Raw genomic sequence first — 23,144 nt, 5'->3', positions numbered from 1 at the left:
TTTCCCGTAAAATAATCTCGTATAATTATCTTATTTTAGCTTGATATGACTTTTACTAACCAATCACAAATGAATCAAGAACATCATAAATGGCTCACCTACTGGAAAAAGAATTTAGCAGACTCTCTTAATACCAATATTGAAATTGACGGTTCCCAGCATTTTGAAATTGAAGATTTAAAAATTGAAGACAATTCTATTGCTGATCTTCAAAAAGTCAATACACTCATTGATTTTGAAGAAAGAAGAATCAATGAAAAAAGAGGGATTAAAAATAAAGATGATGAAGACTGGATTACTATAGATCACGTATTTGTTGTTATAGCACCCTTTAAGCTTAAACCGGCAACAGATCATCTCGTTCATCTCAGAGACAAGAAACCCAAATTTCCTTTCTGGTACTCTGCTTATTTAGACAGGAATGGAAAACTCTATATTCCTGACGAAATGTTTCCTTTATTTCAAAGACAATATCTGGAACCCCTTGCTGATGAACGTACTGAATTTATTTTTGGGAATATTGAAGAAGTAGATTTAGCTACTACGCTAGGGAAAGAAAATTATTCAAAATATCCTGAATATGTACAATATGTAAAGGATATATTTAAAAAAGTTACCGGTCAGAAGCTATGCGAATACCAATCAGGAGCTTATGAAACGATCTTTAATGCCATAGTACTACTTCCACAAGAAGAAATGAATGCAGCAATGGGAATCATTGAGCTGTATGAAAAAATTCTTCACCAAAAGAATCTTCCGGACCTTTTACAGTCTTTTATAACCTTAAACAATAATCAGGAAAAGTTACCTATTACTGTACCTGATTTAATAGATAGCAATGAGCTGCATCTCGGGCAGATGGGTTTTGATTTTCCTATTTCCATTTCACAAAGAAAAAGTTTAAATACTCTTTTAGGGTCTAATGAAAAAGTTTTTGCTGTTAATGGTCCTCCCGGTACAGGAAAGACAACACTATTACAAAGTATTGTGGCCAATAAAATGGTTGAAAGTGCCCTAATAGGAGAAGATGCGCCAATTATTTTAGCCTGTTCCACCAACAACCAGGCAGTTACCAATATCATAGACAGTTTCTCAAGATCCAACACAAGAGAAGGAAAATTACAGGGCAGATGGATTCCTGATGTTGATGGTTATGCTACTTACCTTCCCTCTACCAGTAAAAAAGAAAGCGAATTAAAAGGGATTAACTATAAAAAACTAAATGGTAACGGCCTTTTTAATGACATTGAAAATTTAGAGTTTCTACAGGATGCTAAAGAATATTTTTTACAGAAAAGTAACGAATACTTTAATTCTACCGCTCTCAGTTTATCTTCTGTAGTTCAAAAATTACAAACAGAAATTTCAGATATTGAACAAATCCTAAAAGACTCCGGTGATACGTGGAAGGCTTATTTACAATCCGAACATGTATTTACCTCTCATTACCTTCTTGATAATTCAAAAATTTCCAAGTATTATCATGAAGATTTACTCAATGAAGATGTACTTAAAAATGATGTTGAGAAATTTGGTAAAACTGAACAAAATATCATTACCTATTTTAACAATGAACCATTCTTTAGAAAGGTCTTTTGCTTCCTGGGAATACAATCGGCACTGAAAAACCGCGCTTCTGAAGTAAAAATAATTCTAAGAGATTCCCAAATTGCAATTCCTGAAAATTTTTTGTTCAAGAAAAATGAAATTCTTGATACCATAGACTCTAAGATAAATACCGCTAAAAAAATTATGGGTTCCATTGAAAAATGGAAACTATGGAAGAATAACAATTCAATTAAAGGTAACCCTCCACGTTCAGAAGAAAAATATTGGGAGTTTGAGCACTTAAAAATAAAAGAAAAAATAAGTGCCAACTGTTTTTATGATGAGCTTGATATTTCACTTCGCCATAAAGCATTTCAATTGGCTTTACATTACTGGGAAGGAAGGTATCTACTACAGCTTGAATCTGATCTTTTCGATCCTAAATTTAATGGAAAAGGGAAAGAACCTATGATTAACAGATGGAAAAGACATGCTATGTTAACCCCATGCTTTGTCAGTACATTTTTCATGGCGCCAAAGTTTTTCAGTTTTTATAAATTTTTAAGGATGAGTGGAGAAGGCAACAAAATACATGATAATCCGCCTCTATTTAATTTTATTGATCTTCTCATTGTTGATGAAGCTGGTCAGGTTTCTCCTGAAGTAGGTATTGCCACATTTGCTTTAGCTAAACAGGCTGTTGTTGTAGGAGATGTAAAACAGATTGAACCCATTTGGAATGTTACCCATAAAATTGATATCGGTAACCTTAAAAAGTGTGAAATTATCGAGGAATATGATGATATTGTTTACGAAAAAGAATTTGACCCTAAAGGTTTTCTTTCTTCTACCGGCAGTATTATGAAAATGGCTCAAAATGCATCAGGATTTAAAGAAGCCAATTTACATGAAAAAGGAGTACTGCTTACTGAACACAGAAGATGTTATGATGAAATCATTAACTACTGCAATGTATTAGCTTATGATGGTAAACTTATTCCATTAAGGGGAAAAGCAAAAAAAGATTTACTTTTCCCGCCAATGCATTGTATTCACGTTGATGGCCAATCTACAAGAAACCCAAATGGCAGCAGGTTTAATATTGAAGAAGTCAAAACAATTATTAACTGGCTGACAGAGAACAAAGCAGAAATTGAAAAGAAATATGAGGCAATTGAACATGCTGTCGGTATTATTACGCCATTTACAGGACAAAAAAACAGTTTAAAATCAGCTTTAAAAGATGCAGGATTTAAAGTTGATGACTTTAAAATAGGCACAGTTCATGCCTTACAAGGTGCAGAGAGACCCATTGTCTTATTCTCAATGGTGTACGGTGACGAAGATAAAGGAACTCTATTTTTCGATAGAGACAACAAGCCCAATATGCTTAATGTAGCTGTTTCGAGAGCCAAAGATAATTTCATTGTTTTCGCCAATACCAAGATTCTTAATAAAAATGCAAAAACACCTTCTGGTGTACTGGCTAACTTTTTAAAATACGACGTAACAGCAAATTGATGTAGGCACAACTGTAAAAATAATCATTCACCATTAATTAAAAATAACTTCTATCAATATGAAAAACTCTGAACCTCTTACACCAAAACAAATTAAAACTAGATGGACAGATATTAAACGGCAAATTAATGCAAGACAGTTATTAGCATATAGAGTGTCTATTCCAGTCGAAAAATGGGATGAATATATGCACTCAACTCCATCTGAAGATGACATTAATCGAATATATGAAGCTATACAACAAGATAGGATAAATAAAACTGCTAGAGTTAAAGAAGCCTTATCAAGAATTGTAGGATACAGAGAATCGGTTGTTTATAGTAAGAAAATAGGAATTTCCGATAGCTCTATACGAGAGATCATTGAAGGAAAAAAAATAAAAGCAGGCTACGAAGTAATTGATAAAATAGAGTTGTTTTTAAATACTATCTTATGTGATTTTGAAATGTCCATTGAAAATCCTTTGACATTGAGAAACTTCACACAAGATTATGCAAACACCGTCACAAATGATATCAATAAAGTTGTTGAAAATCTAAAAGACTACCGCTTCGAACTTTCTCAGATGATTATAAAAGGAGAAACAACAACAGATTGGAAAGGCAATAAAATTCCGGTTACAAAATCGATTGAATACGCTATAGAGAGGCTTAAAGATATCAAGGAAGAAATAGATCTCTTTTGGAATCTTTATATTGAAAAACAAAATAATAAGATTAAATAATGGCAGTTGACAGCAAAATAAGAGGAGATGAAGGAGAAAATTTTGTAAACGAGATTGCTTACAAATCTTTTTTCAAATATTGGTGCTATCCAGGACCAAGATATGAGAATGGTGACAAGAAAGAAATTTGTGATTTACTTATCGTTTTTAATGACGTATGTATTATTTTCTCTGTAAAAAACTACGAATTCAAAGGCAATCATCTTCGCTATTTCAACAATACGATTGAAAAGGCTGTCAGACAGTTAAATGGAGCTTACAAAACATTATTCAAACAAGAAAATGTAGAGATTAAACATCCCGACAGAGATATAGAAAAATTTCCAAGAAATCAGATTACAAAGATTTTCAAAATAATAATCAATCTGGGTGAAGGTGTAGATTTTTATGATATAACTAGAACCCAAAGCAATTCAGATTTTATAACAATCTTTGATAAAGAAACTTTTCAGATTATCGCAGAAGAATTGAATACAGTTCCTGATTTCATTGACTATTTGGAGAAAAGAGAATTGCTTTTTAAAAGTAAAACTGTCCAAGTCATTTCACCTAAATTTCCAAAAGATTTAAATGAAAATGACAATAAATATCTTAAGGAAACTGTTGAAAATTCAATAAAAATTATTGGTACTGAAAAGGATCTCCTTGCTTACTTTTTCACAAATACCCGGACCTTTCCTAAAATTATTTCTGATAACATTGAGAAGAACCATATAGTTATTGATATAGAATCTGCCTGGGAGACATTTAAAAGCTCGCCAAATGCAATCAAAAAAGAATTTGCAGATTCCTCAAGTTATTTTGTTGATGAACTTGTGATGAATGAGATTTTAAGTCGGGAAGAACCATTAATGGAGGAAATAGCAAAGGAGCTATTATCTTTAAATAGATTACAACGCAGAGCTGTAGGTATCAGCTTTGAAGAATTTTTTGATGATATTCGAAATGCTCCTGAGGGAATGATTAAAAGACGCTTTACAGAACATGGCAATTTAGCCCTTGTCTTTTTTAATTTTTTTCCACAATGGGGTGAAGATTCCCTACTAAGAATGTTTGATTTAATTTTTGAAACATTTGCTTTTCACTATCAATATAAACATCAAACTTTTATATTAATAGGAGTAAGTTCAGATCCATATTTTATATTTCAGATGCATAAAAATTATGGAAAATTTGATGTAGAAGATGAAGAAATTATAAAAGCAAATATTAAAGAACTTGGGTGGTTTACAGAGTACAATGAACAGATTAGAAATGTTGATGAATTTCCTGAGTAACGAACTATATTTAAAATACATATTTTTTAATAGTAATAAACTTCAAAAATTAATACAATCATTTAAGCTATAATGAATAATATCGTTAAACTTACCCGTACAGAACTCTATGATAAGGTATGGACTACACCGCTAACTACATTATCAAAAGAATTTAATTTGTCTGATAACGGATTAAGAAAGATCTGTAAAAAATTTGATATCCCCTTACCTCCTATGGGACACTGGCAAAAATTACAGTATGGAAAAAAAGTAATAAAGACACCATTACCTAAACAAGAAAATGAGCAAGAGATAAAAATTTATGTAGATCAAAATAAAAATGATCCTAATCCTATAAATTTATTCAAACAGATTGCTACGGAAAAGATTAAGAATAATTCAGCACTAATTTTAAAGGTTTCAGAACGATTAAGCAAACCTGACGAAATCGTCAGTAAAGTGCAAGATAACCTTAGCAAGAAAAAAGTTAATGATTATGCCCAGATAAAAGGAACTATTCATACCGATGGTGGGTTACCCAATGTTGTTGTTTCTCCAAAAAATGTTTCTCGTTCATTAAGAATACTAGATAATCTAATAAAGAATTTTAAAATCTTAGGATATAGAGTAAGTGTAGATTCTGAAGGATTAAGATTCGCCGCATATGAAGATAAAATTACATTATACATTAAAGAAAAAAGTAATATTAAAGATACAACAAATGAAAGAGGATGGAAAAGCAGAGATTTAATAGCAAACGGTAAGCTAGCAGTTAAGATCATACAATACGGAACGACTGAATTTGCAGACACAGATAAATTACTTGTTGAAGATCAAATTGAAAAAATTTTGATAAAAGTTGAAACTGAGTTTCAAAGAATGGCTGAAAAAAGAAGATTGTGGAAAATTGAAAGTGAAAAGAGAGAAGAGCTCAGAAAAATTGAAGAAGCAAAACAAAAATTGAAGGATGAAGAGCTTACAAAATTTATTTCTTTTTATAATGACGCCCATCGATGGAAGAAGTTTATGATTCTAAAGGAGTATTTTGAGCATTTGAAATCCACTCATACTACAGACAAAGAATGGCTTGATTGGGCTGAAAAAAAACTCGATTGGTACAATCCGGCTAAAAATGCAGAAGACAATTTAATGGAAGATATTGATAAAAACTCGTTAGAAACCAAGAAGAAAAATAGATGGGAATGGTAAAGAATAAATTAATATACAAATCAGAATGTTATAGTAACACTCTATTATAAAGAATTTATTAGAATATTTTCAGTCATATAAATCCATGAAAAAAATAAAGAATTCAAAAGACTTTGGTACTTGCCAAGTAACATCTCCGAAAGTCTGCGCTAAATAAAGATGCAATAGGGATCTGAGAAACAGCCCCTCGCCCTTTATTTGGTTTCTTACCTGTGAACTTAACGTATTGGAATTTGCAACGCCTTCAATGACCGCATTGATATTATAAATCTGCGTATAGGTAGTTGCCAATAAATTGCTGATTTTGGAAGAGCTGGTCATATGGCTTAATTGGTAAAAGATCGAGACATCGCTGGCCACAAGAGCGTATGATTGTAATTCATCCACATACCCCCCAGCACAACCTGTGCGCCGGATGAAGAATCTGACAGAAATCCGGCTTCTTCCAGAGAACGGTAAACACCGGCCATTGCTGATTTTGCCAACTGGTCATCTTTAAATACAACATCCCTTGTGGTCTGGTTTTTAGGCAGACCAACATCGGTGAAGCTGTCACAGCTTTTGATAAGAATAAGCATAAGGATCAAAAGGCATACTAAGATGATATTTTTTATGATTGTATTGTTCATGATAATGCTGTTTAATAGGTTAATGAAAATCCAAAACTGATAATCCGCAGCGGGCTACTGTATCCAGCTAGCGTAAACTCAGGATTTCCCTGTTTATAGTCGGAGAATACAAATAAATTTTGCCCACTGAGAAATACTTTCGATCTCAGCTTTCCTTTTTCTTCTGATGGAATGCTGTAGCTTAAGGTTGCGTTCTTAACCCGTACTGTCAACATATCTGAAACCGAAGCATCACTATTATTAAAAACAATGCTTGCTATAGCAGCGGCTCCATTATACACTGCACTTGGCTTTTGGAACTGGGCGTTCGGGTTATCCGGGGTCCAGTAATCGGTAAACACAGACGGTATATTGGTCATAACAATGAAAAACCCTAACTAAAGAAGTAGGATTTTATTATTTAATTTTATTATTTACCAATTTCTTTATAATAACGATTAGAACATTGTTGAAGAACTTATTCTGTTTCTTTAAGTTCTTTTTTAGTTTTGTTATACACTTTATAACGTATGGTTTAGATCACTGGAATAAACTGATTAAAACAAGACTCACTTGATTACATTGTATCAAGATTCTCTATTTGTAATTAAAAAATAATCAGAAAATTCAAACCTGTTTAAAAAAATCTGTTATTTAAAACTAGTAAAATTACTACTCAAATATAGATTGAAAATCCTGACGAAAGTTAGATCAATTTATTTCTTTAATTTTCAAGATTACGAATACTATTACATTGAAAATTAAAGAAATAAAAGCATTCATTTGCAATCTGCAAAAAAATACTGTAATATATTTATTAAAAATTGCGCTAGAACTACAATTTATTTGTCTCTTATTTATACAGAAAGTTCGAAGACTTTTATTAAATTGCATTTCTATAAAAAGGTTTTGATAACCGATTAAATGTTGAAATATTTTATAAAATTAACTGATGGATTTAGTAGAACAAGGAATAAAAGAAGGGCTAATTAGATTTGATGAAGAAAATAAAAACATCTATTACATTCACCAAGAGGATAAACGTAGAAATTATAACAATCCTGAAGAAGTAGTGCAAGCAGATGCTTATTTAAGATTGATTCTTGTATATGGTTATTCACCAAGCCAAATTAAGCTTTTTAAAAGTATAACTATGGGATCTTCTATAAGAGAAGTGGATATTATAGTTTATAATGACGATGAATGTACACAGCCTTATATTGTTGTTGAATGTAAAAGAGAAGATGCATCAGAGTTGGAATTTAAACAAGCAATAAAACAAGGCGCTAGTTATGCTTATGCAGTTTCTGGTACTATTAAATATCTTTGGGTAACATCAAAAATAAAGAATGAATCTTTTTTGATTGATAAAGATAATGATCTAACCCAAACAATACCTAGTATTCCAAGGTTTGGTGTTTCAGAAATCCAAAGATTTCAATTTGTAAAAGGTGGGCGTATAGGACAAGAACCAATCACAAATGATATAAAAGCAAAATTCTTTGAACTTGAAAAAATTAGTGAAGAAGATTTAACAAAAGCTTTTAAGTTAGCTCATAATTCACTTTGGGCTGGTGGAGAATTGAATCCTTCGGAAGCTTTTGATGAATTAGACAAATTAATCTTTTGTAAAATTTGGGATGAAAGGATGCTACGAAAAAATGGAGAACCTTATGATTTTCAAATTTTTAGTGAGCCTATACCCAAAAACGCAACTAAAGAACAAAAAACAAAAATAGAAGAAAAGATTACTAATGATTTATACAATAGAGTAATCTCAATTTACGCTGAAGGTAAGAAGAAAGACCCAGAAGTTTTTAAAGACAACATTCGTTTATCACCTTTAAAAGTAAAAACTGTTGTAGGATATTTAGAATCAATTAATTTAAGTGCCACTGATTTAGACAGCAAAGGAAAAGCCTTCGAAACCTTTATGGGTAGTTATTTTAGAGGTGATTTTGGTCAGTATTTTACTCCAAGACCAATCGTTAAATTTATTGTTAATTCACTCCCTATAACTCATGAATCAAAGGTATTGGACACTTCTTGCGGCAGTGGAGGGTTCTTGCTTTATGCTTTAGATAAAGTTCGGAAGGAAGCGGATACATATTATTCAGAGTTTAAAACTAATCCCGAACAGTCCATTAAACATTGGACTCATTGGCATGACTTTGCAGAAAAGTGTCTTTTTGGAATCGAAATTAATGAACAAATTGCACGAACTGCTAAAATGAATATGATTATTCACGATGATGGACACACAAATGTCATTTCCTCTGATGGCTTAATTCGGGATGACGTGATGCAAGAAAGAAGTGGAAATAAAGGATTTCAATATGGATCTTTTGATTTTATTATTACTAATCCACCATTTGGCAGTTCAGTAAAGCTAACTGAAAAAGCATATTTAAGCCTATATAATTTAGGTAATAAAGATGTTAGCTGGTTAGATACTAAAAATGCTGGAGTTAAAGAGCGTGCAAATCAAAGTACAGAGGTATTATTTATTGAACAATGTCATAATTTTTTAAAAGAAAATGGCTATCTAGCGGTAGTTATTCCTGATGGAATTTTAACTAATAGTAGTTTACAATATGTTCGTGACAATATTGAAGAATGGTATAAAATTATTGCTGTTATTTCCTTGCCACAAACTGCATTTGCACACACAGGAGCAGGTGTTAAAAGCTCAGTTTTATTTTTGCGTAAATGGCCTAAAGCAATTACAGAAAAATATCAAATCTTAAAAGCTGAATTACAAAAACAAATAATAAAAGAAAATAAATATCTAGCACAAGTTGCTAATATTGAAAAAGAAAAAAAAGAAGTCATTAAAAATCATACTGGCTTTGAAAACACGACAGGAATTAAAGATATAAAATTACTGGAAAAACACGACTTATATTTAAATTGGAAAAAAGAAATTGGTGACACTTTCAATCAAAAGATAAATGATTTAAAAGAAGATTTGTCAGACAAATATGTTTCATTAAAACAGGAAAAACTAGATAACTATTCTATCTTTATGGCAATAGCTGAAGACATTGGATATGATGCCACCGGAAGAGAAACAGGAAATAACGAATTAGAACTAATCGAAAGAGAATTAACTCGCTTTATTAAAAGTTTAGATAAATAGCTATGGTAGATTTTAAATTAAGTGATACGGTAAATCCTAATAAAATATTTATTTTAAGTACCTCTGAACTTGAAAAAAGATTAGATCCTTTTTATTACATTCCCGAAATCAAAGAACTTGAAGATAAAGTTCGAAAAAAAGATGTAAAACCTTTAAGATATTTTGTAAAATCTGTTTCCAGTGGTGCAACACCCAAAACAGTAGAAAAAGATAAATATTATTCAGATAAGGAAAATGGAATACCTTTTTTAAGAGTACAAAATTTATCTCCAACAGGTTTCTTAGAGTATGAAGATTGTAAATATATCAACGAAGAAACACATAATGGTTATTTAAAGCGTAGCCAAGTACAGGCTGGCGATTTATTAGTTAAAATTACCGGTGTTGGTCGTATGGCTGTGGCATCTGTAGCACCCGATAACTTCATTGGGAATACCAACCAGCATATGGTTGTAATAAAAACAGAAAGCAAAGAAGTCAGCACTATATTAGCGTCTTTTTTAAATTCAGATATAGGTGAAAAATTGGCAAGTAGAAGAGCTACAGGTGGAACAAGACCTGCTTTGGACTATCCTGCATTATTATCAATCCCAATATTATTTGATGAAAGGATTTTAGCAATTTCTCAAAAAGCGGTTGAAGAAAAGGTAAAAAAAGAAAACAAAGCAAACGATTTGCTTGCAAGTATTGATGATTACTTATTGACTGAGCTCGGAATTACACTTCCAGAAAGAGATAATACAGTTGAAAATAGAATTTTTATTACATCAATAAATAAGCTGAGTGGCATTAGATTAGATCCGGACTACTCAAGTAAGATAGAATATTTAAAAAATCAAAAATGGAATTTCCCAACAAAAAAGCTAAGTGATCTTCTTTTAAATTCTCCACAATATGGAGCTAATGAAACAGCAATAAACAAACGACATGAAAATGACATCAGATACATAAGAATAACGGATATCGATGATTTGGGAAATTTAAAGAATAAATCTTGGAAGACGGCTGAAAAAACAGAATCAAAATATCTTTTGGAAAAAAATGATATTCTATTTGCTCGCAGTGGCTCCGTTGGGAGGTGTTACATTCATAAAAACACAGATATTGAATCTATATTTGCAGGATATCTAATTCGTTTTAAATTAGATACAAAAAAAATTAATCCAGATTATTTATTTTATTATTGTCATTCTTCAATTTACAAATTTTGGGTTTCTGCTATTGAAAGACCAGCCGTGCAATCGAATATAAACTCAGCAGAATTTAAATCTCTTGTAGTACCTGTTCCAACGCAAGAAAAACAAAAAGAAATAGCCGACCATATAAAGGAGTTACGAAATCAAGCTTTTAAATTAAAACTTGAGGCTGATAAAATAATGTGGGAAGCGAAAGCAGAAGTTGAAAAATTAATTTTGGGATAATGAGCATTATAAAAATACAAATAAACCACACCGAAAATCTAAGTAAAACGATTTTAGCATCACATTTATATGATGAAATAGGTGAAGAATACGATTTGAGCGAAGACGATGTAGAATCTTATCTTGAAATTGAAAACGTATATAAAATACCCAATGGTAGTTTCTCAACAATTTTCACAATTGATTTTCCTGATCTATCTCTAAGAGATCTAGAACCAAAGGATGTCGTCAAGTCATACTTAGATACTTTGAATAATTTGGAGGAAGTGATTAGTTTAGTAAAGCTACAGGATGATTTTTTGCAAGAAGTAGCTAACCAATATTTTAATAAACTTTTTATAATTGAAATGGAATTAAGAAATGTATTAACGTACATTCTTACATATGATGAAAAACCTATTGAAAAAGGAACTTTTAAAGAGTTTGGCGTACAACTGGCTGAATCTTTTGAAAATGGAAATGTTGCAGATAATTACGAAAATGGGTTATATTATATTCTTTTCAATCACTACGCAAGTTTTGGAGAACCCAAAAAGCTTAAAGCAGAACAAATTTCAGATATTTTGCAAGAAATTAGTTTAACTGATTTTCAAGAATTTAAAAACAGGTTACAAAAGAGGTATATTTCTGAACTGAGACACACAGAATTTCTTTTCTCGATTATGCAAAAATTGAAGCCTTTGGAAGATATGCGAAACTCAGTCATGCATATCAGGAACCTATCGGACACTAAAATGGCAAATTTTGATAAAGCTGTTAATGATATAGGAAGTGATAAAGGTATTCAAAGTTTGATTTCTGATTTCTGGACAATCGAAAATGAGGTATTAAAAGAAAGAACTTGGTTATCTTTAGCTGAAAAAGAAATTACGAAATATCAGTTAAAACAAAAAGAAGAAATCTATTTTATTGACATTAAAATTAGTGATAATGTTATCTTAACAAATGATGAAGAGGAGTATAAAGATTTAGACGAAGTAAAGAATTTTATATATGAAGAACTTAAAGATTCAATAGTGATAAATAACTTTTTACCAGATTGTAAAACGCAAATTGATCAATGGATTGATGAAAAATCAATTCATCAAGAATAAATAATATATTAGTAAAGTAATAACATTGTTACTTAGTTGAACACTACATATTATTCTGAATAAAATCTAATTGTATTGTTTTCCAGAGGGATTATAGAGTATGCTATGTTATTATTTTGGTATAGCAAATATAAAATACAACTATTATACAAAGCATGCAATTCAATTAAAATTATAATACATTCAAAACCAGTATTTTGAATTCATAACATAGCTTATTTAATAAGCATAACTCTTTTTTTGTATTATTTTTTAGATCCTTGCTTTAGTCTTGCATTTTCCTCTTTTAATAAAGTAATATAATCCAATAAGTTCCTAATAAGCTCAACATTTAGGTTGTCTTCAGGCGTAACAGAAGTAATTTTTTTAGATTCTTCATTTGTAATTTTTTTAGATCCTTCCCCCTCATAAATATCTTCTAAAGATACGCTTAGAAAATTGGAAAGTTTGTTCCATTCTTCCTCAGTGATCTTCACATCTCCGCTTTCTTTTCTGCTATAATTAGAAACATCGGTTGCAAGAGCATCGGCCACCTGTTGTTGTGTAAGACTTTTTTGCTTTCTTATTGTACGTAATTTATCTTTTTGCATGATAGTTTTTTGCAAATATGCAAAAAAAAATACAATTCATTATTATGGGATATAAGAAGACTTTTTTTAATTCTAAAACCTTTTCAAATCAGGAGTCGTAGAATTACTACACTTTTTAAAATTTATTAAAAGAATGGAATTAAAATAAAATAATATTTCTAAATTTCAAAAATTATTACAAAAAACACACTCTATATTATGAAAAAAAATATCCCAAATTCGGGTAATTTTCTGAGGGGAATTACCCCATCCTTGAAACAGGACATCTACTTTGTAAAACAAGGAGAAACACTGGAAGGTATTTCATGGGATTTGACCCTTGAAAATCCTAAATACCTTCGTGAATATCACAACTCAAGATGTAGTTACTTAGACCTTATTCCTGAAGACGGAACTTTAAGGTTTTTGCAGAAACTTCATATACCCAATCCAGATGAAATATTAAAACTCAATGAGCAAATACGAAAATCCGGAGAAAGCTTATGTTACCTACTTCCAATGGGGAAAATCTCTTTTAATATAGAATTAGTAGACGGGGATTATGAAGTGAAACAATCTGAAAGTGATGAAGGGATTAAAAAAAGTGAATATTCATACACGCTACACTTTAAATATATAAAAGAGGATGAAAAAGGACATCACGTACAATTCTCTATGAATAATTTCAAAAAAAATGAAGAGGAGCCAGAGGAAAAAATAAATAATCTGGCATCTGATTTTGTAAAAATAGTGTATCCTATAACATTGATTATAGACAAATCCGGAAATTTTGTTGAAGCAAATCCTATTAAAGAGACTAAGGATATAATTAATGAACTTGAGGCATTAAAGCAATATCATACTGGCTCTTATGCCGTTTCTCATATTGATCAAATGAAAAATAAAATGGCTGATCCACAGATGATCTATAATAGTCTCAAAGAAACATTACCCTTTCAATTCATTTTCAATCAATTTTATAAAGCAAATTATCATTCAAAAGATACTACGGCTCCATATCGTGATGAATTTTCGTGGCTGGCTCCGGCTTCTCCTATTAGACTGGAAATGGTTCATCAAACCTTACCACAAAACAGTTCCAATTTAGTAGAGCTAGTACAAACAGGGAAATCCATAGATTACCGAACCGTTTCGGAATTGTATTATTCAGACTTGGAGTATGACAAGCAAATAATACCCCATTCAAAATCATTAAAGGCTAATCACTTAGCTACATACACACTGGATTTCATGAACTTCTCTATTCAAAAGATAAAAGCCAGATTTGATATACAGATTGCCGATTATGAGAAGACAATGACTTTTGACTTAGAAAAGCTAGCAGGATAATTATCATTTTTAGAACCATCAATCACAAAGATATGTCAGAAAATTCATCAGCCCATAGTGACAAGCACTTTGTCATTCAAAAAGGCAAGGCTCAATGCAATCAAGGTGACAAGTTCCCGCAATTTAAAGTAACATCACACCAAAAGCATTATTGGAATAATAAGGAAGGACAAACAGATTATCTTGCCGTAACGGAAGACGATCTACAATTTAATCCTCCCGGACCAAGTTTTGGGCAATGTAAATTGAAACCCACATCAGGAGGATATTTACCCTGTGCTTATGCTCCAGCCGGAAAATGGCAGAAAACGTATGAAAAAACAAAGGTGATGAATAAAAGCTGCCTTTCTGAAATTTCTGAGTTGATGTGCAGTGTTGGGGGAAAAATCACCGTAAAAGAACATGGACAAACATCAACTATGAATAAGCAAAGTATAACAACAGCTGATCCAAAGACCTATAACATCATTAACCCATTTATGAATTTTGAGGAGTCCCAAAATGAACTGGAAGGACCTGATCAGGTTTATGAATAAAATGTCTATCAAACCTAACGACTATGGCAAAATTAACTATTAGAGGTAATACAAAACCTATTGTTGGAAATACGGAGGCTTATTCACTTTCAGTATTTGATAACGTAATGACATCCAATCCTTTTTCTTTTCCACCTCCTAAGGTAAAATGGGATATCTATGTACAAGACAGAAACGGATGGCGGATCGCCAAGGGAAATATAAAGGAAGGAGATAATGTAACCTATAAATTCACAGCTAAAAGTCTTAAATATAAAGCTTTAAGAATTGAAGTTGTAAGGGGGAAAGATAAAGGAGAACTCTATATAAAACCACAGGAAGCAGAAGATCCGAAAATTGTAAGTGTTGAACTACAAGACATTAATTCTGAACGACTACCCAAAGGAAAACTATTACATTATACTGATACCGTAATAGCTAAAGCCCATTGTGTAGGAATGTTTGGATATAAAGTGGCCTTTACTCTTTGGGAAGATGATGCCATAGGAAAAGGACATGATCCTATTGTAAATATGATGAATAAGATCAACCAGGTACCACTCATTGGGGAAGTGAATCATGAGGGAGTTGCCAAGGTTTATTTCAGGCTGCCTGCTTATACTATGGCCGTTCAAATTGCCAATGCCGGAGTAGCAAGAGGAGACAAAAGCGAAGGAAAAACTCATGAATATTATGTAACCGCAGAAGTAGTTTCCAAGCATATTTTAAAAGCGAGTCCTAATGTAAATGTTGCCAACCCGGCTCATATTCCAGCTCCACCTAAGAAAGCTGAACCGGTGGACAATACTCCAGCACACAAGAAACCGCCGGTTGCTCCTGAACATAATAAACCAAAACCCAATAAGCCGAAACCCAAAGAGGAAACAGCAAAGTTTCCTGTAACACCTGCGGCCAAGAAACAGGCAGATCCTGAAGGGAAAATATTAAATGCAGAGTTTACAGATGGTACAGGAAAAACGCTTAAGAAAGCCAAAACAGGAGATACAGTATCCATTAAAATAACTTCTCAAGGAATGAGAGGTAAAAATGTAACAGTAAAAATTTGGGAAGAAGACCTATCACGATACAACGATGATCTTCTATATAAAGAATCTGTAACATTGGCCTATGATACGTCTTTTATTAATTACATTAAGCTAACACAAGAGATGTATGATAAAAGTAATGATTTTGGAGAAGGAAATGAGCGGGAGTATTATATAGAGGTTGAAGATCTTAAGACTTCTGTCAACTCTCAGGTTATCCCGATAAGTCCAAGTACTGAACCAGTAAAAGTAGATCCTAATGATTCTCCTGCTATTATTAAGGAACCTAAGCAGGAAAAAGCCAAAAAACAAGGAAAGTGTTTCTGTAATAGAGATTTTACACCTGATGAATTTGAAAAAATAATTCATGGACTAAGAGATAGTGAACCAAGCGTTAAAAAAAATATCGGTTATACATTATTTGGTGCTAGTAATTGTAAATTAAAACAAGAGGATAAAACAATTGAAAAATTAAGAATTGAACTTAATAAAGTTTTTAATACTTATGAAATAAATACTTGTATAAGAAAGTTACATTTTCTTGCTCAGATTTATCACGAAACAGATCGTCTAAAAACTACTTTGGAATATGATACAGATAAAACATATAAACCTTATTTTGGTAGAGGATTAATGCAATTAACTTGGGAAAGCAATTACATAGTATATAAAGACTATAGTAAAATTGATTGTGTTAAAGATTATGATAGTATTGCAAATAATCTTTCCTATGCTTGTGACTCAGCCGGATGGTTTTGGAAACAAGGCAAAGTTCTTAGTGTAGGAAAGAGATGGACAGGACCCTCAAAACCTCCAACATACGTGAAAATTCATAAACCAGATTACCCAAAGAAAACTATTAGTTATAAACATGGCGAAAAAACAATTAAGTATGGAACTGTAGATTTAGGTTTAATAGCAGATGATGATAAAGTTGATTTAATAAGTTATTTGGTTAATGGAGGAAAAAATGGATTAGTAGAAAGAAGAAACTATGTTATAACATTAAAAAGTATCTTTAACTATCCACAAGAATGTATTAATAAAAAACAAATTGCGGCAGTAAAAAAAGAGAAAGAGGATGACGATGAAGTGACATTGCATTTTGTTGGTCAAACTGCTAAAGAAAATGCTCTATCAGACAAAACAAAAAAAATATTAAAAGAAGTTGGAAAAGTATCAGGAAACTATGATATATATATAACCAGTACTGCAAGAAGCTCTTATGATCAAGCTAGAATTATGTACGATAATTGTAAAACTGATGTAAACGAACAAAAAAGAATCTACAAAGCTCCGGGAAAAAAAGTTATAGCAGTTTATGAAGCTAATACTAAAAAACCTAAAAATGAAGTTGTTAAGTTAATGGAAAATAAGATTAATGAATTAGGTCCTTCAACTGTGTCAAAACATTTGGCCAATCCAGAGGTTTTAAATACCTTCGATGTGTCTTATGATAATCTTTCCAACAAAACTAAATTTTGGAATGAGATGGAAAAACGGCCTGAATTAGATGCCATACTTAATGAAAACAGATGTTATCATATTCAAATAAAACAAAAATGAAAAATATAATAATCCTTCATTTCCTAATTGTATCATGCTTGTTTTCTTGTAAAAAAAATGAGAAGAATGATTCTCAAAACATCAATTCTCAAGAAAAAAAAGATACAATAGTGAATAGTTCTGCAATTTTCTTATTAACTCCTGATGATATAGAAATAAAGGAACTAAAAGAAAAACATGGGGAAGATAATTTTTATACTATTGCAGATGACGCTAATTATTATGTCTCTCAAATTAGAGATATTTCCCCTCAAAAATTAAATAAAATTCATTATAAAAATATTAATTTTAGCAGAGAAGATTATGTTTTTAAAAAGAATGCATATAGTGATAAATGGCTAATTATAAATTATAATGAAGGAAGTAAGCCAAAAGTATATTCGTTAGTAGACTACTATATGTCTTTAAATGGAGAAGGGAAAGAAAATAGAGACTTTTCTTACTATGAGAAAAACGACGATTATTTTACTAGAGATATTGATATCAATAAGGATGGTTTCAAAGATAAAGTTGTTTCTAGTAAAAGAAATATGGGTGATGATTTAATATTTTTTTTAGGGAATGGAAAATCAAAATATCAATTTGCTTTAAAAACCTATAATTTTTCGGAAGATGGTGGGTTTGTGATTGATGATATAAAGCCTATTACTAATAATTCAACAAACGAAGTTTTTTATATTACTACATATTTTGATGGTTCAGGCGGGGATCAACGAATAAATTATGTTGCCTATGAAGGCAACAAATGGAAATTAACTAGGTCCGTTTATATAACTTCAGATTGGCGTTTGGATGTAAATAAAGAATACTATTGTGATGTAAAACAAAATATCGCTTTAGATGATAAAAAGATAAGAGAAAAATTACATCCAATACCTGATGAAGCCGTAAGAGATAAGGTATGTAAATCAAAGTATAAGTTTGGGGATACTTTAGGGCAATTTGAAGAAAATATAAAGAATTCAGCTAACTATACTGGCATTGAAAGATATCAAGAGTTATTACTTAAATTCCCAATAAATAATAGTAATATACTGCAATATAATAACATTGCTTATTACTTGTATCAAAAAGGTGCATATAATGAATCAATATTATTAATCAAAGAAATTTTAAAAAAAGATCCGAATAGGATTGTGGCATGGTTTAATTTGGCTGATTTACAATGGGAATTGGGTAATAAAAATGAGGCTAAAAAATCCTATCAACAATACATTTCATTAATGAAAAGCCAGGGTAAAGACCTAAAAAAAATTCCAAATAGAGTATATGAAAGAAGTAAATAAATTAATTTATTGGATATTCCTAGTATCTGTAATAACTTTAGTAGTCTCTTATTTTCTGTTAGAAAGCTCTAACTGTGGAAATAAAGTTATTGTGGGTGATGACATGTTTGGCATCAATAAAGCAAAATCGAATTGGTGCTCAATTCTCACATTTTTAAAAAATATATCGACTGGCTCACTATTTGTGGGAGCGTTGATCTATATAGTAAACTATTACTTTTCAGATAAGTATGATTATTAAAATGCCTTAGATTTTGACCTATAAAAATGATAATGCATATCTAAAAAACTCCGCCTCACTTTTTTTTGAGACGGAGTTTTTTTTGTATTTATCCCATCCTATAATTCAGTTCTAAAGAACGTGATACTGAATAAATATAAGAAAGTTTTCTTCAACTATTAAATGATAATACCTTAACGGTTTTCCGTAATTAACCTTACATACTATAATTTACTTTTGAAAATGATAGTCATCTGTTTTGATATTAAAAGTAATTATTAACTATTTTTTAACGCTATGAATACAATCGAAACAATCAAGCCAGGACCTAAACCTGGGAAACCAGATGGTGAGACTGACAGAAGAAGGAGAGTAAATCCTGCTAATCAACCTAAACATCCAAAGCTAAAACCTCATGAGCATGAGAAAGGTGATTAAGATTGAATATTAAAAAGTAAGCAGCCCTAAAGCTGCTTACTTACTATATTATTAATTTAATTTCTCTTTACAAATTCAAATGATGTACATAAATCATCCTTCAAAATGATAAATGCATCAAACTTTTTACCGTTTTTACTCTTCATGTTCTTGATTAATGATGTTTTGTTTTGAGTTAACAGTAAAGTAAGATCTTTAATGCTGAGTTGTATTCCGCAAATAGTTCTGAATAGAATCCAACTGCATTGTTCCTTGGGACATTTTACGATTTTATCTTTGATGATAAGATTATGTTGTTGACATTTGGGGCATTTGAGTTGTGGGATGTTTTCTTGGGAAATATGAAGTGATAAAAGTTCGCTGGTGATTTCTGCCGTGTAAGCTTGGATGTCTTTCATGAATTGATCTTTGTTGAGTTCGTCTTTTTCAATTCTATCCAGTGCTATTTCCCATTCTGCGGTCATTTGGACATTGGCTATTTTTTTGTTTTTGACAAGGTTGTAGACCTGTAAACCTTTATCAGTGGGATGTAGGGTTTTGCTTTTTCTGATGATATAGTTTCTGCTGAGCAGCGTTTCGATAATGGAAGCTCTGGTGGCTGGGGTTCCGATGCCTATATTGGATAGCGCTTTCTGCTCTTCTTTATTTTCAATAGATCTGCCAACGTTTTCCATCGCTGATAAGAGATCAGCTTCTGTAAAAAGTTTGGGAGGTTGTGTAGTTTTTTCCAATAAGTCGGTTTTTGAAATCTTCAACTCATCGCCGATTTTGAGTTCCGGTAGTTCAGTAAGAACTTCATTTTTATTATTGGAATTTTCATTATCAGATAGAATTCCTTTGATGGCTCGCCAGCCTTTGTTGAGTATTTTTGATCCCTTGATCTGGAATTCATAATGATGTACTTTTATCTGGATCTGACTGACTTGTTTTGTACAGGTATGAGATAGAGATTCCAATAAACGGTAAGCAATCATATCATAGATAGCTTTTTCAGTGGCAGTAAGTGCGGATGGAACTTTCGTAGTGATGAGTAAACCGTGATGGTCCGTTACTTTTACATCATTAACGATTCTCTTGTTGAAGTTTCCGAATTTTAAAGTAGATATGGCTGACTTAAATTGATCGTTTGTATTGAGGATTCTGACCAGTTCAGGAATCTCTGTCCAAAGGTCTTCAGGAATATACTTGCTGCCGGTTCTGGGGTAGGTAATGAATTTCTTTTCATACAAGCTTTGGGCAATTTGTAAAACCTCATCGGCAGAAAGACCCAATTTTCGGTTGGCTTCTTTCTGTAATTCTGTGAGGTCGAAAAGTAACGGAGATTGTTCCTGAACTGTTTTAATGGATACATCCTCGACAACAGCTCTCCCCTCGCGCTCTATGGATTTTTGGATTTGTTCTGCCTGCTTTTTTTCTTCCCATTGTAATAGTGAAAGGCTGGTGAAATCTGTATATTCTTTTCTATGGCTCAGCTGAATTTGAAAGTACTTTTGCTTGGTGAAGTTTTGATGCTGAAGAAATCGTTGACAGATTAAAGCAAGGGTTGGTGTCTGCACTCTGCCTAAAGAATAAATATCTTGGTTCCCTGCGATGGTTAATGCTTGTGTGGCATTGATTCCTACAAGCCAGTCGGCTTCGCTTCTTGCTTTTGCTGCCTGATATAAACCGTCAAAGGCATCGCCTGGCTGAAGGTTTTTAAATCCGTCCTGTATTGCTTTTTCGGTAAGGGAACTGATCCAGAGCCTTTCAAAAGGTCTATTGCATTGTATGTAATGATAGATATAGCGGAAGATCAGTTCTCCTTCCCTTCCCGCATCTGTGGCGACAATAATACTGCTGCATTGATTAAAGACTTGCTTTATGATATTGAGCTGTTTTAAAGCTGAAGGATCAGGCTCATAGCCTTTTGCTTTCTTTAGTTTTTTTGGAGTCAGAATAAAAGGATTTGGAAAGATAGGCAAAGAGGCTTTATTAAAGCCCCTTATCCCATAATCTTCCGGCATTCCTAATGCTATCAAATGTCCTAATGCCCAGGTGACACAATATCCGTTACCGGATAGATAACCCTCTTTCTTTTCATGAGCACCTAACAACAGTGCAATTTCTCTTGCAACGCTCGGTTTTTCTGCGATGATTGCTTTCATATGATGGGTGTAGATGGTTGTTATAGTTTTTGTCTTCTTGGTTTTCTAACCTTTTTTTGCTGATCTTCCTGTTGTTTATTGGCAGGCTGCTGCTGTTTTGATTCTAAAGGTTCCTTGATATTTTTAGTCGCTTCATTGGTTTTACCCTGAGAATTAATTGCAGTTTGAGTTTTATGATCTTCTGTAGGTTTTGCCTCCTCTTTAAGCTTATTAGGATTGTTGAATGAGAAATCGGTTTTGGAGGTTTCTTTGTTGAAGGTAATATAACCTTGATAGGCCTTGCCTTTAGCATCTTGGAGGCCATCGATATAAATGGTTTGTCCGGCTTTGAATTTTTCATACTGTGAATCGTCCAGTTTCTTTCCTCTGAATATTTTGGGTGCTTCTTGATTCGTATGTTGAGTTTGCTGTTGATCGTGTTGTTGGCTTTGTTGCAATGCCTGATTATTATTGAACAAAAATTCTACATACCGCTTATCTGCATTGAATTGTACTGTAGCATCGAAAAGTTCACCTTTTTTAGAAGTCATTCCTTCAAGATACAATGGTCCTCCTTCTAGTAGGATTTGTTTCTGATGTTCATCGAGTTGTATTCCTTTGATTTCATCAGGAATTTTCATGTATTCCGCTCGATAAGCTACCAGTTCGTTGGTGAGCCGGTCACGGCTGATGACTGATGGAATAATTTCATCGGTTTTAGGATTAACCAAATCTACTACCCTGCCCATATTCCCGGTTTCCTTTAGATTTTTTTTGTCCTGATCACTGAACTCATGCCCGAGAAATTTCATATTGAGATTAGGTTCTTTCCGGATACCATGCAGATGAACAGCAACCTGTCCGGTATCTCCTGTTTGAAGGGATAACCGAACATCCATCTTGCTGACAGCTGTTCCCAAATTAATAGTAATAGGAATCAATGTATTGGTTTTAAAACCTCTGAGTAATGAATCCATGGCGTTCATCTTTTCAAGCTTCTCCTGATTAAGTCCGAACTTTTCCATCGTTTTCCAGTCGATCTGTTCAGGCTGAAAACGATATTCCTGATTTTCTGTGTTGTTGTCCATTGTATTTTGATTTTTGGGATTGTTATTATTTTTAGGTAAAACTTCGTAGTCTTTCAACTTTTCTTTTTCTTCAGGAGATACCTGATCAACATATTTTTGAAGATCCTTGGCGGTATTGACAGCATCATATTCTGAAACCTTGAAAAAGTTGAAATGAAAGGGATTTTTGAGTTGTCGGTAGAAGTTGGAAAAGAAGTTGGAGAAAATATCGCCGTGTTTATCTACCTTGATCAGCTCATCATTTTCCTTTTTATTCTCGGGAGGGAACTTTTGCAGATTGCCTTCCTGATCAACTCCTTTGACCATTTCTACCTGATTGGTATGAATGTTCAAAACAATGACTGTATCTCTTGTTGGTTTAATTTCACCGGTTTCCTGAGAGTTTATTATTTCATCTTCCATCTTATTTTATTTAATGGG

Annotated in this window: 18 protein-coding genes; 12 read left to right on the top strand and 6 right to left on the bottom strand. The window is 32.2% G+C overall.

The window, feature by feature from the left end; translation table 11 throughout:
* Positions 1 to 69: 69 nt before the first annotated feature.
* The 4 genes from AC3HD6_RS04410 (at position 70) to AC3HD6_RS04395 (ending at position 6,261) form a co-directional block, all read left to right on the top strand.
* A complete protein-coding gene (locus AC3HD6_RS04410; protein WP_488895264.1) occupies positions 70 to 3,069 on the top strand; it encodes an AAA domain-containing protein in 3,000 nt (999 codons plus the stop codon).
* Between the two features lie 58 nt (positions 3,070 to 3,127).
* Positions 3,128 to 3,793, top strand: coding sequence for a hypothetical protein (locus AC3HD6_RS04405; protein ID WP_488895263.1), 666 nt, complete (start codon positions 3,128 to 3,130; stop codon positions 3,791 to 3,793).
* Complete coding sequence (locus AC3HD6_RS04400; protein WP_488895262.1) at positions 3,793 to 5,070, top strand: hypothetical protein; 1,278 nt, start codon at positions 3,793 to 3,795, stop codon at positions 5,068 to 5,070. Before AC3HD6_RS04405 ends, AC3HD6_RS04400 begins: the two co-directional genes overlap by 1 nt.
* Positions 5,071 to 5,142: 72 nt before the next feature.
* On the top strand, positions 5,143 to 6,261 hold the full coding sequence (locus tag AC3HD6_RS04395; protein ID WP_488895261.1) for a hypothetical protein: 1,119 nt from the start codon (positions 5,143 to 5,145) through the stop codon (positions 6,259 to 6,261).
* Between the two features lie 69 nt (positions 6,262 to 6,330).
* Here the strand turns inward: AC3HD6_RS04395 and AC3HD6_RS04390 are convergent, their stop codons facing one another.
* From AC3HD6_RS04390 to AC3HD6_RS04380, 3 genes are read right to left on the bottom strand one after another with little or no spacing between them, the layout of a single operon-like run.
* Positions 6,331 to 6,582, bottom strand: coding sequence for a RagB/SusD family nutrient uptake outer membrane protein (locus AC3HD6_RS04390; protein ID WP_488895260.1), 252 nt, complete (start codon positions 6,580 to 6,582; stop codon positions 6,331 to 6,333).
* Between the two features lie 5 nt (positions 6,583 to 6,587).
* Positions 6,588 to 6,890 carry a hypothetical protein gene (locus tag AC3HD6_RS04385; protein WP_488895259.1) on the bottom strand — a complete coding sequence of 101 codons (303 nt, stop codon included), beginning with the start codon at positions 6,888 to 6,890 and terminating at the stop codon, positions 6,588 to 6,590.
* Positions 6,891 to 6,901: 11 nt separating this feature from the next.
* Positions 6,902 to 7,249, bottom strand: a complete 348-nt coding sequence (locus tag AC3HD6_RS04380) for a hypothetical protein (protein ID WP_488895258.1) — start codon at positions 7,247 to 7,249, stop codon at positions 6,902 to 6,904.
* A 572-nt stretch (positions 7,250 to 7,821) separates the two neighbouring features.
* On the opposite strand from AC3HD6_RS04380, the gene AC3HD6_RS04375 reads away from it, so the two are divergent.
* From AC3HD6_RS04375 to AC3HD6_RS04365, 3 genes are read left to right on the top strand one after another with little or no spacing between them, the layout of a single operon-like run.
* On the top strand, positions 7,822 to 10,008 hold the full coding sequence (locus AC3HD6_RS04375) for a type I restriction-modification system subunit M (RefSeq protein ID WP_488895257.1): 2,187 nt from the start codon (positions 7,822 to 7,824) through the stop codon (positions 10,006 to 10,008).
* 2 nt (positions 10,009 to 10,010) lie between these two features.
* On the top strand, positions 10,011 to 11,429 hold the full coding sequence (locus AC3HD6_RS04370; RefSeq protein ID WP_488895256.1) for a restriction endonuclease subunit S: 1,419 nt from the start codon (positions 10,011 to 10,013) through the stop codon (positions 11,427 to 11,429).
* A complete protein-coding gene (locus AC3HD6_RS04365; RefSeq protein WP_488895255.1) occupies positions 11,429 to 12,523 on the top strand; it encodes a hypothetical protein in 1,095 nt (364 codons plus the stop codon). The genes AC3HD6_RS04370 and AC3HD6_RS04365 overlap by 1 nt, the downstream gene beginning before the upstream one ends.
* 245 nt (positions 12,524 to 12,768) lie before the next feature.
* On the opposite strand, the gene AC3HD6_RS04360 is transcribed toward AC3HD6_RS04365, so the two are convergent.
* The gene (locus AC3HD6_RS04360) at positions 12,769 to 13,113 is read right to left on the bottom strand and encodes a helix-turn-helix domain-containing protein (protein ID WP_488895254.1); all 345 of its coding nucleotides are present in this window, start codon (positions 13,111 to 13,113) and stop codon (positions 12,769 to 12,771) included.
* 198 nt (positions 13,114 to 13,311) lie between these two features.
* Here AC3HD6_RS04360 and AC3HD6_RS04355 point away from each other — a divergent pair, with 198 nt between their 5' ends.
* From AC3HD6_RS04355 to AC3HD6_RS04335, 5 genes are all read left to right on the top strand, one after another.
* Positions 13,312 to 14,442 (top strand): hypothetical protein, encoded by a 1,131-nt coding sequence (locus AC3HD6_RS04355; RefSeq protein ID WP_488895253.1) that lies wholly within the window; start codon positions 13,312 to 13,314, stop codon positions 14,440 to 14,442.
* A gap of 32 nt (positions 14,443 to 14,474) precedes the next feature.
* Positions 14,475 to 14,978, top strand: coding sequence for a DUF4280 domain-containing protein (locus AC3HD6_RS04350; protein ID WP_488895252.1), 504 nt, complete (start codon positions 14,475 to 14,477; stop codon positions 14,976 to 14,978).
* Between the two features lie 23 nt (positions 14,979 to 15,001).
* The gene (locus AC3HD6_RS04345; protein WP_488895251.1) at positions 15,002 to 17,569 is read left to right on the top strand and encodes a hypothetical protein; all 2,568 of its coding nucleotides are present in this window, start codon (positions 15,002 to 15,004) and stop codon (positions 17,567 to 17,569) included.
* Entirely contained in the window at positions 17,566 to 18,855 is a 1,290-nt protein-coding gene (locus tag AC3HD6_RS04340; RefSeq protein WP_488895250.1) for a tetratricopeptide repeat protein, read from the top strand. The genes AC3HD6_RS04345 and AC3HD6_RS04340 overlap by 4 nt, the downstream gene beginning before the upstream one ends.
* Positions 18,856 to 19,372: 517 nt before the next feature.
* A complete protein-coding gene (locus tag AC3HD6_RS04335; protein ID WP_488895249.1) occupies positions 19,373 to 19,513 on the top strand; it encodes a hypothetical protein in 141 nt (46 codons plus the stop codon).
* Positions 19,514 to 19,569: 56 nt separating this feature from the next.
* Here the strand turns inward: AC3HD6_RS04335 and AC3HD6_RS04330 are convergent, their stop codons facing one another.
* Together AC3HD6_RS04330 and AC3HD6_RS04325 are read right to left on the bottom strand one after the other, a co-directional pair.
* Complete coding sequence (locus AC3HD6_RS04330; RefSeq protein WP_488895248.1) at positions 19,570 to 21,657, bottom strand: type IA DNA topoisomerase; 2,088 nt, start codon at positions 21,655 to 21,657, stop codon at positions 19,570 to 19,572.
* A gap of 20 nt (positions 21,658 to 21,677) precedes the next feature.
* Positions 21,678 to 23,126, bottom strand: a complete 1,449-nt coding sequence (locus AC3HD6_RS04325) for a DUF3945 domain-containing protein (RefSeq protein ID WP_488895247.1) — start codon at positions 23,124 to 23,126, stop codon at positions 21,678 to 21,680.
* Between the last annotated feature and the right edge of the window lie 18 nt (positions 23,127 to 23,144).

The sequence above is a fragment of the Chryseobacterium sp. II3a genome, from assembly GCF_057815135.1.
The sequence above is the reverse complement of the archived record's forward strand: the minus strand, read 5'-3'. Positions and strand labels throughout refer to the sequence as shown.

Bases quoted from the DNA above. Each gene is read 5' to 3' on its own strand.
- AC3HD6_RS04370 (WP_488895256.1), top strand. From the start codon at position 10,011: ATGGTAGATTTTAAATTAAGTGATACGGTAAATCCTAATAAAATATTT.
- AC3HD6_RS04350 (WP_488895252.1), top strand. From the start codon at position 14,475: ATGTCAGAAAATTCATCAGCCCATAGTGACAAGCACTTTGTCATTCAA.
- AC3HD6_RS04375 (WP_488895257.1), top strand. From the start codon at position 7,822: ATGGATTTAGTAGAACAAGGAATAAAAGAAGGGCTAATTAGATTTGAT.
- AC3HD6_RS04330 (WP_488895248.1), bottom strand. From the start codon at position 21,657: ATGAAAGCAATCATCGCAGAAAAACCGAGCGTTGCAAGAGAAATTGCA.
- AC3HD6_RS04325 (WP_488895247.1), bottom strand. From the start codon at position 23,126: ATGGAAGATGAAATAATAAACTCTCAGGAAACCGGTGAAATTAAACCA.
- AC3HD6_RS04335 (WP_488895249.1), top strand. From the start codon at position 19,373: ATGAATACAATCGAAACAATCAAGCCAGGACCTAAACCTGGGAAACCA.
- AC3HD6_RS04360 (WP_488895254.1), bottom strand. From the start codon at position 13,113: ATGCAAAAAGATAAATTACGTACAATAAGAAAGCAAAAAAGTCTTACA.
- AC3HD6_RS04340 (WP_488895250.1), top strand. From the start codon at position 17,566: ATGAAAAATATAATAATCCTTCATTTCCTAATTGTATCATGCTTGTTT.
- AC3HD6_RS04410 (WP_488895264.1), top strand. From the start codon at position 70: ATGAATCAAGAACATCATAAATGGCTCACCTACTGGAAAAAGAATTTA.
- AC3HD6_RS04395 (WP_488895261.1), top strand. From the start codon at position 5,143: ATGAATAATATCGTTAAACTTACCCGTACAGAACTCTATGATAAGGTA.
- AC3HD6_RS04405 (WP_488895263.1), top strand. From the start codon at position 3,128: ATGAAAAACTCTGAACCTCTTACACCAAAACAAATTAAAACTAGATGG.
- AC3HD6_RS04345 (WP_488895251.1), top strand. From the start codon at position 15,002: ATGGCAAAATTAACTATTAGAGGTAATACAAAACCTATTGTTGGAAAT.
- AC3HD6_RS04380 (WP_488895258.1), bottom strand. From the start codon at position 7,249: ATGACCAATATACCGTCTGTGTTTACCGATTACTGGACCCCGGATAAC.
- AC3HD6_RS04400 (WP_488895262.1), top strand. From the start codon at position 3,793: ATGGCAGTTGACAGCAAAATAAGAGGAGATGAAGGAGAAAATTTTGTA.
- AC3HD6_RS04355 (WP_488895253.1), top strand. From the start codon at position 13,312: ATGAAAAAAAATATCCCAAATTCGGGTAATTTTCTGAGGGGAATTACC.
- AC3HD6_RS04390 (WP_488895260.1), bottom strand. From the start codon at position 6,582: ATGACCAGCTCTTCCAAAATCAGCAATTTATTGGCAACTACCTATACG.
- AC3HD6_RS04385 (WP_488895259.1), bottom strand. From the start codon at position 6,890: ATGAACAATACAATCATAAAAAATATCATCTTAGTATGCCTTTTGATC.
- AC3HD6_RS04365 (WP_488895255.1), top strand. From the start codon at position 11,429: ATGAGCATTATAAAAATACAAATAAACCACACCGAAAATCTAAGTAAA.